The sequence below is a fragment of the Porphyromonas bennonis DSM 23058 = JCM 16335 genome (assembly GCF_000375645.1).
In the GTDB taxonomy this organism is placed as follows: domain Bacteria; phylum Bacteroidota; class Bacteroidia; order Bacteroidales; family Porphyromonadaceae; genus Porphyromonas_A; species Porphyromonas_A bennonis.
Genome location: NZ_AQWR01000001.1, coordinates 76,056 through 90,448, shown reverse-complemented (window position 1 = coordinate 90,448; position 14,393 = coordinate 76,056). Strand labels below are relative to the sequence as shown.

Here is a 14,393-nt window from a genome sequence, read left to right as displayed (position 1 = left end):
AGTAAAAAATTAGTGTCTAAAGTGGCGATGACCGGTAGTCACCATGGACATTCCGTGCTCATCGCAATAGCTTATGCTCTCCTGATCGCGTATCGACCCGCCCGGCTGGATGACGGACACCACGCCCGCCTCATGAGCTATCTCAACGCAGTCGGGGAAGGGGAAGAATGCATCAGAAGCCATGACAGATCCCTCGAGAGAGAAGCCCATCGCTGCTGCCTTGCTGATCGCCTGTCTCAGCGCCTCCACTCGAGAGGTCTGACCATAGCCGGCGCCCAAGATCTGGCGATCCTTGGCGAGGACTATAGCATTGCTCTTGCAGTACTTTACCGCCTGCATCGCAAAGAGCAGGTCACTCGTCTCAGTCTCCGAGGGAGTCGTGCGAGTCACCACGGTGAGATCCTTTACTTGATCCACGAGCGTATCACGCTCCTGTACCAGGACACCGCCGAGGGCAGATCGGAACTGGAGGGGATACCTGTCCTTCCCGATCTTGTCTCTCAGGATGATCCTATTCTTCTTCTGCGTCAGTAACTCCAGCGCTTCCTTGCTATAGTCGGGAGCGATGAGTACTTCGATGAAGAGCTTATGGAGCTCCTCTGCAGTCTCCATATCGACCGGCCTATTGAGCACCACGATGCCGCCAAAAGCCGACTCCGTGTCACACGAAAGGGCAGCCAAGTAGGCGTCGCGTATAGTCTCACGGACCGCAAGACCGCAGGGAGTATTATGCTTGACGATGCCACAAGCAGGCTCGTCCATCTCCTCGATCATGTGGACAGCAGCATCCACGTCCAGGAGGTTATTGTAGCTGATCTGCTTCCCGTGGAGATAGTCGAAGCGCTCCTCGAAGCCCCTACCATAGTAAGCTGCACGCTGATGGGGATTCTCTCCATACCTCATCGACTGACACCCCTCCATCGAGAGGGCAAAACAATCCTGCGGGAGGAGATCATCCGACTCCTCTGCCGGACCATCCAGAGAGAGGAAGTAATCATGGATCGCCGTATCGTAGGACGAGGAGACCTCGAAGGCAGCTCGTGCGAAGTGTCTCCTCTGCTCCAGTGTCGTCTCACTATCCTGCTCTGCGAGCAGGGCAGTAAGCTCATCGTAATACTTAGCCGATGGGATGATCACCACGTCGGAGTAATTCTTTGCCGCTGCACGGATCAGTGAGATACCGCCGATATCGATCTTCTCAATGATGTCCTCATGCGAAGCGCCGGATGCTACAGTGTCCTCAAAGGGGTAGAGATCCACGATCACCAGGTCTATCGGATCGATGTCGAAGCGGCGGCAGTCCTTGTCATCCTGCTCATTACCACGACGAGTCAGGATACCACCAAAGACGACCGGATGGAGCGTCTTTACCCTTCCCCCCAGGATGGATGGAAGACCGGTTCGATCCTCCACCTTGGTACACGGGAGATCCAGACTGGTGACATAGTCATAGGTGCCACCGGTGGAGAGGATCTCCACACCGCTCTGTCCGAGTTGTCTCAGGAGCTTCTCCAGCCCTTCTTTGTGATATACCGATACAAGCGCTCTGCGGATAGGCTTGCGACTCTCTGCTGATCTTGTCATTATGTGGATCGTGATTATATTCTCTATTCAGAAGCAGACAAACTTACATAAAAAAGGACAACTTAGGGCCCTCCTCCGACTGCTCTGCCGCCTCTCTATTGTACGATATCTCCCCACCGAGTCGAGCAATGGGGTTTCTGTAGCTGGTCGCTAGACCGCCGGTAGAGGTCTCCTTATACAGGCTCGGGAGGTCATGTCCTGTCTGACGCATCACCTCGACCACCTGGTCGAAGGAGACCCGGTGAAAGCCATTGGAGAAGGAAGCGTAGACATTTGCATCCAGTGCTCTTGCTGCCGCAAAGGCGTTTCGCTCGATACAGGGGATCTGGACAAGACCACAGATGGGGTCACAGGTTAGTCCTAAGTGGTGCTCGAGACCCATCTCGGCGGCGTACTCTACCTGATTCAGACTGCCTCCGAAGAGCTGATTGGCGGCTGCAGCAGCCATCGAGCAGGCAACACCCACCTCACCCTGGCAGCCCACCTCAGCTCCGGAGATGGAGGCATTTGTACGACAGATCGCACCGAAGAGTCCCGCTGTCGCCATAGCTCTCAGGATCATCTTGTCCGGGATCTCCTTGGAGACCTTGAGGTGATAGAGGACTCCCGGCATCACTCCGGACGAGCCGCAGGTAGGACCGGTGCAGACCTGACCGCCGCCTGCATTCTCCTCACTTGCTGCGAGGGCGTAGGCATATACAAGGCCGCGTGACTTGGTGGAGTAGCTGTAGTTATTGGCCTGGACGTAGTACTCTCCGGCCTTGCGGCGGAGATTGAGTCCTCCGGGGAGGATGCTATCATTGTCGAGCCCACGCTCCACTGCGGATCGCATCACCTGCCACGCCTCTCCCAGGTGATCCCAGATGGAGGCGTCCTCAAATCGCTCCACATACTCCCAGAGCGATAGATGCTCATCGAAGCAGTAGGCCAGGATATCCGTCATCCGACTATGGGGGTAGACCTCAGTCGCTCTACTCTCATCAAAGTCTTCGTTGGCAAGATCACCACCGCCGACACTGTACACCGTCCATGAGTCGATGAGCTTGTCATCCTTGTCCAGTGCCTCGTAGTACATGCCATTGGTGTGGAAGCGCTTGACCGTCTGTGGCTCCCACACTATCTCGGTAGGAGCTACCGGCTCAAGCACCTCTATAATGGCGACATCTGTCATGTGCCCCTTACCTGTAGCGGCAAGAGAGCCATAGAGTGTCACCCTAAATCTCGCCGGCGTACCACCACTCAAGCGATCAAGGAACATCAGCGCCGCCCGCCTCGGACCCATAGTATGGCTGCTCGAGGGACCTTTACCTATCTTGTATATTGATTTAATTGTCTCCATGAGTGATAGTTGCTTGTGAGAAAGGGAGTACACCCTCTATGACCTTACAAAGATAGCCCAATTAAACGACTTAACGGACTAGCCATGAAGCAAAACGGGCACAAAGAATATTAGGTCTCAACCCCGCAATTCACAGTCAATAATGGTACGTCTCTGGCACGGTGACAAAACAGCGAGGAACAGCTGAATATCAAGGAAATAGACTCTGGTCCGAAACCAGCCCCAACACACTGATCCTCATCACTCTATCTAATACCGATATTAGTGAAGTCTATTACCGGTATTAGTTGCGACTATTACCGGTAATAGATTTCACCCTGATCGGGAAGAGATAAAAAAGATCGAGAAAGTGTGCGAACACACTCTCTCGATCTGGGATCTGTCGGGATGAACAGACTCGAACTGTCGACCTCCACGTCCCGAACGTGGCGCGCTACCAACTGTGCTACATCCCGTACTCTTAAGTGGTGGCAAAGGTACACTTTTTTCCTCACACTTCAAGCCCCAAAGCGACTGTTTTGTCCGGTCTGACGGGATTTTGCATAATCCACCACCGTCGTCTCCTTTCGAGCAATCGTCTCGATCTGAGATCGTGGCAATACCTGTGTAAAAAAGAAGAGATCCCGGCACCGATATATCGGTGCCGGGATCTCTTAGTACTTAGGCGAGAGGCGCTTTTATGGAGCGTCTCAGGCTATTGTTGTAAGCTGCTTAGAGCTGGGGACCGGCAGGTACGAGGGACTTACCGTGGTCGTTGGTCTCAAACTTCTTGAAGTTCTTGATGAAGCGACCGGCGAGGTCCTTAGCCTTCTCCTCCCATGCAGCCTCACTGTCGTAGGTGCTGCGCGGATCGAGGATATTAGAGTCTACGTTGGGCAGCTCTGTGGGGATCGTGAGATTGAAGTAAGGGATCTTCTTCGTGGGTGCATTCTCGATAGAACCATCGAGGATAGCGTCTACCATTGCACGGGTCTGCTTCAGAGAGATACGCTTACCGGTACCATTCCATCCCGTATTGACGAGATAGGCCTTGGTATTGTAAGCCTTCATCTTCTTGACCAGCTCCTGAGCGTACTTGGTGGGGTGCAGAGTCAGGAATGCAGCGCCGAAGCATGCTGAGAAGGTGGGGGTAGGCTCGGTGATGCCACGCTCTGTACCAGCCAGCTTAGCGGTAAATCCGCTGAGGAAGTAGTACTGAGTCTGAGCGTCGTCGAGGAGAGAGACGGGAGGCAGTACACCGAAGGCATCAGCGGTCAGGAAGATGACACGCTCTGCGTGACCGGCCTTGGAGACCGGCTTCACGATGTTGTCGATGTGGTAGATCGGGTAAGAGACACGAGTGTTCTCAGTGACAGACTTGTCTGCGAAGTCGATCTTACCCTCCTCGTCAAGAGCAACGTTCTCGAGGAGTGCATCACGACGGATGGCACCATAGATGGCAGGCTCACCCTCCTTGCTGAGGTTGATCACCTTGGCGTAGCAGCCGCCCTCGTAATTGAAGACACCATCGTCATCCCATCCGTGCTCATCGTCACCGATCAGGAGACGCTTGGGATCAGCGGAGAGGGTGGTCTTACCGGTACCGGAGAGACCGAAGAAGATGGCGGTGTGCTCGCCATTCATATCGGTATTGGCAGAGGAGTGCATCGAAGCCATACCGCGACGGGGGTTGAGGTAGTTCATGTAGCTGAACATACCCTTCTTCATCTCACCACCATACCAGGTGTTGAGGATGACCTGCTCGCGGCTGGTGAGGTTGAAGACAACAGCGGTCTCGGAGTGCAGACCGAGCTCCTTCCAGTTCTCCACCTTAGCCTTGGAGGCATTATAGACTACGAAGTCCGGCTCACCAAAGTTCTCCAGCTCCTCCTTGGAGGGACGGATGAACATGTTGGTGACAAAGTGTGCCTGCCAAGCCACCTCGACGATGAAGCGGATCTTGACGCGAGTGTCCTCGTTAGCACCACAGAAAGCGTCCACGACGTAGAGCTTCTTATCAGAGAGCTCGTCGGTGGCAAGCTTACGCACTACATCCCAGGTCTCCTTGGAGCAGGGGTGGTTGTCATTGTGATACTCCTCGCTGTCCCACCAGATGGTATCCTTGGAGGTCTCGTCTACGACGAAGAACTTATCCTTAGGAGAGCGACCGGTGTAGATGCCTGTCATTACGTTGACAGCACCCAGCTCGCTCACCTGACCCTTCTCGTAACCCTCGAGAGACGGATCGGTCTCATCCTTGAAGAGACGGTCATAAGACGGGTTGTGGATGATCTCCTTGACACCCTTGATGCCGTACTTGCTTAAGTCGATGTTTGCCATAATTTAATGTTGTGTTCGTATAAAGTTTATCTTCTTTCTTACACTCTACTGATAGCCGCAAAGGGGAGTAATTGATCTCCACTCACATCCCCTTATTGCACGACAAAGGTAATCTAAAATAGTAGCTTAACCAAGGATTTAGCGAATTATTTCATCAATACAACCCCGTTGCATTTAATTTACTCTTTTATCACCCCCGCCTCCATACGAAGCAAAGGGCACTAATCAGTGATTAGATGCCCTTTGCAAGTGCTATTCCAGACCTTGAGTTACTTGAATTCGTCCCAGCTCATGATCTCTATTTCATCCACGTCCTTGGCACAGAATGCCTCAATGAAGGAAGCAGCGAGACGAGCATTGGTCACCAAGGAAATATTGTGATCAATGGCTGCACGACGCAGCTTGTAGCCGTTGGTCAGCTCTCTCGGGGTGAGGTTTTTATTTATATTCACCACGAGATCGACCGTGTGATCCCGCACCAGGTCCAGCGCCTGAGGCTCCTTACCCTCGTCGCTTGGCCAGTGGCAGAGCTCAGCAGGGACGCCATTTTCATTGAGGAAGCGGCAGGTGCCCTCGGTAGCATAGATCTTGAGGCCGCGCTTGATCAGCAGGCGGGCAGGCTCAAGGAGATCCACTTTTTGCTTAGCTCCACCTGTGGACATCAGCACGCCTCTCTCAGGGATCTTTTGCCCTACGGCAAGCATCGACTCGAGGAGTGCCTCGGAGGGACTGTAGGAGATACAGCCCACCTCTCCGGTGGACATCATATCCACTCCCAGGACAGGATCGGCTCGCTGGAGACGAGAGAAGGAGAACTGTGACGCCTTCACACCGACATAGTCGAGGTCAAAGACACTCTTCTCCGGCTTGTCGTACGGCTTGCCAAGCATGATCTTCGTCGCCAGAGTGATGAGGTTCATCTTGAGCACCTTGGAGACGAAGGGGAAGGAGCGTGAGGCTCGGAGGTTACACTCTATCACCTTGATCTCATTTCCGCGAGCGAGGTACTGCACGTTGAAAGGTCCGGAGATATTGAGCGCCTTGGCGATCTGGCGGGTGATGCGCTTGATACGGCGAACCGTCTCGATGTAGATCTTCTGTCCGGGGAATTGGATGGTGGCGTCGCCGGAGTGTACGCCAGCGAACTCGATATGCTCACTGATCGCATAGGCAACCAGCTCGCCCTTGTCAGCAACGGCATCCATCTCGATCTCCTTCGTATTCTCCATAAAGTCGGAGATCACCACCGGGTGCTCCTGCGAGACATCCGAGGCAAGACGGAGGAAGCGCTGAAGCTCCTCCTCATTGGAGCAGACATTCATCGCTGCACCACTGAGGACATAGGAGGGACGCACCAGCACCGGATAGCCGACCTTATCGACAAACTCCTTGACATCGTCAAATGAGGTGAGCTCGCTCCATGCCGGCTGGTCGATGCCCAAACTGTCGCACATCTCGGAGAACTTGTATCTGTCCTCCGCATGGTCGATATCCTCAGGCTGAGTGCCAAGGACCTTGCAACCACAACGGTGGAGTCTCATGGCGAGGTTATTGGGGATCTGACCACCTGTCGATAGGATCGTGCCGTGAGGCTGCTCCAGGTCAATGATATCCAGTACTCGCTCCAGCGTCAGCTCATCAAAGTAGAGGCGATCCGACATATCGTAGTCGGTGCTGACCGTCTCGGGGTTGTAATTGATCATGATGGAGTGGTAGCCCTCCTCCTTGATCGCCTTGAGGGCAGAGACACCACACCAGTCAAACTCGACCGAGCTACCTATGTGGTACGCTCCGGAGCCAAGCACGATCACACTCTTGTCCCCCTCCTCAAAGGAGATATCGTGGCGGTGACCATCGTAGGTCAGGTAGAGGTAATTGGTCTTGGCAGGGTACTCGGCAGCAAGCGTATCGATCTGGCGCACCACCGGGGTGATACCCATATTCTTTCGCAGATCTCGCACCTCCAGCTGGGCTGCATCCATATCCTTGATCGTGTGCTTGAGCACCGCACGTGCGATCTGGAAGTCGGAGAAGCCCTGCACCTTTGCCCTCCTCATCAGCTCTGGCGAGATGTCGCTGATCTGTGACAGAGCCTCCAGCTCCTCAGCGGTATCTATGATATTGCGAAGCTTGTGGAGGAAGAACCTGTCGATCTTCGTCAGATCGTGGATTTGATCGATCGTATACCCTGCTCGGAAAGCCTTACTGATGACAAAAATACGATTGTCGGTAGGCTCCCGTAGGGACTTGTCTATGTCCGGAATGACCAGCTCCTTATTCTCGACGAAACCATGCATACCCTGGCCGATCATCCGAAGTCCCTTCTGGATAGCTTCCTCTATGGTGCGACCTATCGCCATAATCTCGCCTACAGACTTCATACTGGAGCCGATCTCACGCGACACGCCGGCAAACTTGCTGAGATCCCATCTGGGGATCTTGCAGACGACGTAATCGAGTGCCGGCTCAAAGAAGGCAGAAGTGGTCTGCGTGACACTATTCTTCAGCTCATGGAGTCCGTATCCCATACCGAGCTTGGCAGCCACAAAGGCGAGCGGATAGCCGGTGGCCTTAGAGGCGAGAGCTGAGGAGCGGCTCAGGCGAGCATTAACCTCGATAACGCGATAGTCCTCGCTCTGGGTGTCCAAGGCGTACTGGACGTTACACTCCCCCACTATGCCTATATGGCGGACGATTCGGATGGCGATGTCGCGGAGCTTCTGAAACTCCGAGTTGGTCAAGGTCTGAGAGGGAGCAACGACAATACTCTCACCGGTATGGATACCGAGCGGGTCGAAGTTCTCCATATTGCAGACCGTGATGCAATTGTCATACTTATCACGCACCACTTCGTACTCGATCTCTTTCCACCCCTTGAGACTCTTCTCCACCAGTACCTGTGGGGAAAAGGAGAAAGCGCGCTCGCAGAGAGCATTTAACTCCTCCTCGTTGTCGCAAAAGCCACTCCCCATACCACCGAGGGCGTAGGCCGCACGGATGATGACGGGATAGCCGAGCTTCTTAGCAGCCTCGCGGGCATGCTCGATGTCCTCACATGCCTCGCTGGATATGGTGTGGACACCTATCTCATGCATACGCTCGCTAAAGAGCTCCCTATCCTCAGTGTCCATAATCGCCTGGACAGGAGTTCCGAGAACCTCTATATTATAGTCCCTGAGGATCCCTTTCTCATAGAGGGCCACACCACAGTTGAGTGCAGTCTGTCCACCGAATGAGAGCATAATGCCATCGGGACGCTCCTTCTTGATCACTCTCTCAATGAAGTACGGAGTGACGGGGAGGAAGTAGATCGTATCAGCGATTCCCTCCGACGTCTGCACCGTGGCGATATTGGGGTTGACGAGGACAGTATGGATTCCCTCTTCCTTCAGAGCCTTTAGGGCTTGAGATCCGGAGTAATCAAACTCGCCCGCCTCGCCGATCTTGAGGGCACCGGACCCGAGGAGGAGGATCTTCTTGTATTTCTTTACGTTCACGAGTTTAGGAGCTTAATAAAGTCATCAAAAAAGAATTCGGTATCCATCGGGCCTCCGTGGCACTCGGGATGGAACTGGACCGCGAAGTACCTCCCGGACTCGTGGATGATACCTTCGTTGGAGCCATCATTGAGGTTCTCAAAGTAGGGACGCCAGCCGGCTGGCAGTGTGTCGCCGTCTACGGCGAAACCGTGATTTTGGCTGGTGATAAAGCACTTATCAGTGCCACAGAGACGCACCGGCTGATTGGCTGAGCGGTGACCAAACTTCATCTTCTTTACCTTGGCACCGATGGCAAGCGCCATGATCTGATTTCCCATGCAGATTCCCCCTATAGGCTTTTCACCGCTCTCAATGACCTGTCGTACATGGTCAATGAGGGCGGTGCACTGCATCGGATTACCCGGACCGTTACTGATGAAGAGACCATCATAATCCATCCCGGTAAAGTCGTAGTCCCAGGGAACAATCGTAAGATCCACATCCCGGTCGAGGAGCATCCGGACGATATTCTCCTTAGCGCCACAGTCTACGAGGACCACTCGCTTGGCACCACTCTTGGATAAATGTATCACCTCAGGAGTGGAGACCTCAGCGACAAGATTGACCTCGTCAGTCTGGAAGAAGTCTATATCCTGATCATCCACCACCAGCTTACCGATGAGCGGACCATGGTCACGGATCTCCTTGGTGAGCTCCCGCGTGTCGACACCGGAGAGACCGACCACACCATGACGCTCGAGAGCATCTGAGAGAGACTCTGCGGCATTCCAGTGCGAGTAGTCATCAGTGTAGTCGTGGACGATGAGAGCCAGCGGGTGTAGCTCACTACTCTCGAGGTAGAGAGCCAGATTGGTGGCAGGATCTACATCCTCCGGAGGGAATCCGTAATTGCCGATGATCGGGTATGTGCAGACAAGCATCTGACCCATGTAGGAGGGGTCGGTGAGTGCCTCGGGATAGCCGGTCATGCTGGTATTGAAGACAACCTCTCCGCTGACACTCTTATCAGTGGCACCGAAGAGAGTCCCCTCGTAGCAGGTCCCGTCCTGTAAGATGAGCTTACCTTTCTTTTTCATGGTCGCTATATGGTTTCGTGTATCTCTTATCTTCTGTAGTCCTCTTCGAAATAGTCGATGAAGGCTTGATTAACTAAGCGCATACCACCCGGCGTCGGGTAGTCTCCGGTAAAGTACCAGTCCCCTGGATTGTCCGGGATCGCCTTGTGGAGACCCTCGATACTCTGGAAGACAATGTCTATCGGACAAGTGACCTCAGCGGGTCGCATCAGCTTGATCATCTGTTGATTGAGTTCCTCGACAGTGAAGGGCTCGTAGATCTCCTTGACGAAATTAGTTCGTCGCACCTCCTCACTACCCATGAGGGACTTAATCCTCTCATAGAGCTCGCTGATCCGATCCTCCATACCCCGCTCCTTATGAAGTGAGATGGCAGCGCGGAATGCTACAAACTCCTCCATCCGGCTCATGGCGATGCCATACCAGTCCGGGTAGCGTATCTGTGGAGCGGAGCTGACGATCACCATCTTGCGCGGTCCGAGTCGATTGAGGATGCGGATGACACTCTCCTTGAGGGTCGTCCCGCGGACGATGCTGTCATCGATCACAACGAGATTGTCCTCACCACGACGGATAGAGCCATAGGTAACATCATACACGTGAGCAGCCAGCTCATTACGTGATGCCCCCTCGGTGATGAAGGTCCGCATCTTGATATCCTTGATCGCCACCTTCTCCGAGCGGATGCGCTTCCGGAGGATATCGCGAATCCTCTCCGAGTTCCTATTCTCCGGCATCTCCAGCAGCTCCTGTTTACGTCGGTCGAGGTAGTCCTCAAGTCCCTGAAGCATCCCTTGGTAAGCCACCTCGGCGGTATTGGGGATAAAGGAGAAGACCGTATTGTCCAGATCATAGTCCACCTTCTCAAGGATCTCCGGCACAACAAAACTCCCGAGAGCCTTCCGCTCATGGTAGATATCGATGTCACTACCACGCGAGAAGTAGATTCGCTCAAAGGAGCACGCCTTATTCTCCTGCGGCTCGATCACCTGCTCCAGATGGACATTCTCTCCACTACGATCGATCGCAATGGCCTGTCCTCTCTCGAGCTGATGCACCTTGTCGAAGGTGAGATTGAGCGTTGTCTGGATCACAGGCCGCTCGGAGGCGACTACGAAGATCTCATCGTCATAGTAGTAATAGGCGGGACGGATGCCCCAGGGGTCGCGCACCGCATACATCTCGCCACTACCGGTCATACCACAGAGGACATAGCCTCCGTCAAACATAGGTCCGCACTCCCTCAGAGGCTGCAGCGCATCGATATGATCCTCTATATCCTCCGTGATGTCCATTCCCTGGAGCCCCTTTGCCAAGCTGTCTGCATAGCGGCGCTCCACCTCTCGGTCGAGACGGTGACCGAGGAGTTCCATGAGCACGCGAGTGTCGGAGGTATCTCGAGGATGCTGTCCGCGAGCGGTAATGTACTTGAATATATCCTTGACTGTGGTGAGGTTAAAGTTCCCACACATGGCGAGCGTCTTAGCCCGCCAGTTATTACGTCTCAGCGCCGGCTGGAGGTACTGTAACCCTGACTTCCCAGTCGTGGAGTAGCGGAGATGACCCATGTAGCACTCAGCAATATAGGGGGCCGACTCAGCGTAGAAGCGGTCGTCCGCCTCCTCGTCAGAGATTGCCTCGTCGATGGAGTGGTGGATGGTATTAAAGATCTCAGAGATAGCTCCCGATCCGAGAGCCCGCTCCCTGTAGAGGTACTCCGTACCCACAGGAGCCTGAAGCTTGACGCAGGCGACACCCGCTCCATCCTGTCCACGATTGTGCTGCTTCTCCATCATCAGGTAGAGCTTATTGAGACCATAGCGTCTGGTGCCGTATTTCTCCCAATAATACTCGAGAGGCTTCCGGAGTCGGATAAGTACCACTCCACACTCGTGCTTTAGTTGCTCCATACCTATATATGTGAGGCGCTTTATTGTTTTAGACTACTTACTATGCTGCAAAGGTAGAGAAAATAATGCCACTTTACTCTCCTTTCCCAAGCTCTTCCAGAGCAAATCCACCCTGCCCACGGATCCCCTCAGACTAATATCGGTAGTAGTGATTATTATAGTCGGTATTAGTCGAAGCTAATACCGGTAATAGATAGCTCTAATACCGGTATTAGAAGTGTCGGACCATTACCCACTGAAAATCAGGCTTGTGCTACACACCCCCCCCCAGAGACTCCCGCATCAGTGGTATTCGCCCTAATGCCTGTGCCGGTAGATGAGAATGCATGTGCCGTTATTGCCCGCCAAATAAATTCCGTCCAAGGTGTGAGGACCACCAAACCCAATATATCGGATGAAGATTAAAAAATAGGTAATTTTGTGCCGATATGAGACTACGTACCTATATAATAGCCGGAGTAGCCCTCCTCGTCTCTGCAGTCTGCTCTGCGCAGATTGCCACACCGGGCTCCAGTCCTGTAGGGTTAGGGGGTGAGGTAAAGATGAGGAGCATGCTCCACCTGCCTGTGTCTCGACTCGGCACATTTGACAGAGACTCTGCTCTGCTTGCGATGGAGGCAGCGGACAAGGCGTCTCTCAGGCTCTACCTCTTTGCACACAAGCAAGAGACGGATATCGACCTGATCCGATCGGGACATCACTCCACACTGAGCGATGGACGACAAGTGTGGCAGTATAGGGTCACATCGCCCGGTGCGCTGAGTCTGAGCTTCTTCTTCGATCGTGTGAGCCTGCCGGAGGGATCTCTGCTCTTCATCTACACAGACGACGGCAGTAAGGTCCTCGGAGGATATGGTGCTCAGAATATCAGTCGCTCCGGGACCATCGCTACGCAGCCGATTGAGACAGATGACGTAGTAATCGAGATCCAGGCACCCGCGGGCAGCAGTCCGTCGCTAAGGCTAAGGGAGGTCAATCACGGCATCCGACCACTCAACCTGCGCGCCACCTTTGGCTCCAACTTTGGTCGTGCGAGCGATGCTCTCACCTGCACCCCTGAGGTAGTCTGTATGCCGGGACTGGATGAGATGAAGCGAGCCGTAGTCGTCGTGGTCATCAATGGCGAAGGGGTCGGCAGTGGCACCATGGTCAGTAATACCGAGGGGGGGAATACGCCCTACCTCCTCACTGCCGCACACGTGCTGTCTGTCAACTTCAAGCATATGAATATAGAGCAACAGGCGGAGCGCACGGTCGCAATATTCAATTATGAGTCCCCATCCTGCAGCGGAGAGGTGATGCCTGACCTTACGCAGTCGGTGAGCGGGGCCACTGTGGTGGGCTTCGACAAACCAACCGATGCCTGCCTCATCCGGTTGAATAACGTACCTCCCGAGAGCTATCGTCCCTACTATATGGGATGGACGGCGGAGAAGCATCCGGGAGGCAATTACATCAATCTCCACCACCCTTATGCGATGACCAAGAGGGTCAATTACTACAATGGAAATGTGAAGGTCAACGTCACCTGTGAGACTGACCAACACTACTTCGATGACCATATGCACTACGAAGTGCCGGCGTGGGACGTGGGTACCACCGCCCCCGGATCCTCGGGATCACCGCTCATCGACAGAGCTCAGAGAGTCATGGGCGGACTGTCAGCCGGGAAATCCTACTGTAGCGTCAAGTCAGCCGACTACTTCTTCTCTCTCGCCAATGTCTGGGAGCAGAAGAGAGAGGCGACCGAGAACATTGTCCGTGCGCTATCCCCAAGAGGGTCAGGCACGCTTACCTGCGACGGACGAGACCCCTACGGATCTCCCAGGAGCCGCGCACGTCGTATCACTCATGTCTCCTCTGCCCTGTCCGGAGACTCACTCTCCAGTCAGGGAGCACAGCTGAGCTCAGAGGTGATCCTCGGTGATGCAGACGCCGTCGGTGAGCACTACCTACTGAAGCCACACACCCAGCTCTACGGAGCTTATGTCATGCTGGATATGTCTCATGTAAAGCCTAATGAGATAGGGAGCGAAGACGTATCCATGACCCTGGAGGTCTATACTGGAGGTGAGAGCCCCGCTGCGACTATCCCGGTGGATCTTAGCAAGATCATTCAGGGGACACTGAGTTCGCGACAGGATAATCTCAAGTATCGAGAGGTCTTCGTCTCCTTCCCGCAGCCGATCGAGCTGTCCGAGCGGGGAGAGCTGATCCTGGCTATCACGACACAGTCACTGCCTAAGGGTGTCTCTATCCTCCATCAGCAGTACAGTGGAGCAGGAGGTCAGATGATGATCAAGTCGGGCAACAAGTGGACTCCCAGGACACTGACCAAGGGGACAATTGCCCTCTGGATGGATCCCCTTATCGGGGACCCTGAGGAGGATCAGACAGAGCGGTTCTACCCTCTCTTCTCCCTCACAAGCACCTCCCCTGAACAGATCCTCCTGCAGCTCGCCGACAGAGTTAGCGAGACGGCAGAGCTAGGTATCTACACCATCTCAGGGCAGAAAGTCTACACCGCCACCCTACCCTCCAAGTCTACCATCCTCGACAGACGGATGCTGGAGGGTCTCGGCGTCGTAGTCATCCATGTCACTGCGGGTAGCGAGCAACTATCCATAAAAGCACTATTCCCTGCCAACTAACACTACAGCATAAA

The 14,393-nt window shown here is 54.1% G+C and carries 7 protein-coding genes and 1 tRNA gene; 1 reads left to right on the top strand and 7 read right to left on the bottom strand.

The annotated features are described in order from the left end of the window. Positions 1-9: 9 nt before the first annotated feature. The 7 genes from purH to B088_RS00270 form a co-directional block, all read right to left on the bottom strand. The gene (purH, locus tag B088_RS00300; protein WP_018106406.1) at positions 10-1,584 is read right to left on the bottom strand and encodes a bifunctional phosphoribosylaminoimidazolecarboxamide formyltransferase/IMP cyclohydrolase; all 1,575 of its coding nucleotides are present in this window, start codon (positions 1,582-1,584) and stop codon (positions 10-12) included. Positions 1,585-1,627: 43 nt separating this feature from the next. Beyond that, complete coding sequence (locus tag B088_RS00295; RefSeq protein ID WP_025081439.1) at positions 1,628-2,923, bottom strand: L-serine ammonia-lyase, iron-sulfur-dependent, subunit alpha; 1,296 nt, start codon at positions 2,921-2,923, stop codon at positions 1,628-1,630. 382 nt (positions 2,924-3,305) lie between these two features. Next, positions 3,306-3,378 (bottom strand) — tRNA-Pro (locus B088_RS00290). Positions 3,379-3,634: 256 nt separating this feature from the next. Continuing rightward, positions 3,635-5,242 carry a phosphoenolpyruvate carboxykinase (ATP) gene (gene pckA / locus B088_RS00285; protein ID WP_018106404.1) on the bottom strand — a complete coding sequence of 536 codons (1,608 nt, stop codon included), beginning with the start codon at positions 5,240-5,242 and terminating at the stop codon, positions 3,635-3,637. A 269-nt stretch (positions 5,243-5,511) separates the two neighbouring features. Beyond that, the gene (gene carB, locus B088_RS00280; RefSeq protein WP_018106403.1) at positions 5,512-8,739 is read right to left on the bottom strand and encodes a carbamoyl-phosphate synthase (glutamine-hydrolyzing) large subunit; all 3,228 of its coding nucleotides are present in this window, start codon (positions 8,737-8,739) and stop codon (positions 5,512-5,514) included. Next, entirely contained in the window at positions 8,736-9,818 is a 1,083-nt protein-coding gene (carA, locus tag B088_RS00275; RefSeq protein ID WP_018106402.1) for a glutamine-hydrolyzing carbamoyl-phosphate synthase small subunit, read from the bottom strand. The genes carB and carA overlap by 4 nt, the downstream gene beginning before the upstream one ends. A gap of 26 nt (positions 9,819-9,844) precedes the next feature. Then, positions 9,845-11,728: an amidophosphoribosyltransferase gene (locus tag B088_RS00270; protein WP_018106401.1), complete on the bottom strand. Its 1,884-nt coding sequence runs from the start codon at positions 11,726-11,728 to the stop codon at positions 9,845-9,847. A 428-nt stretch (positions 11,729-12,156) separates the two neighbouring features. Here B088_RS00270 and B088_RS00265 point away from each other — a divergent pair, with 428 nt between their 5' ends. Continuing rightward, positions 12,157-14,379 carry a trypsin-like serine peptidase gene (locus B088_RS00265; RefSeq protein WP_025081438.1) on the top strand — a complete coding sequence of 741 codons (2,223 nt, stop codon included), beginning with the start codon at positions 12,157-12,159 and terminating at the stop codon, positions 14,377-14,379. The last annotated feature ends 14 nt before the right edge of the window (positions 14,380-14,393 follow it).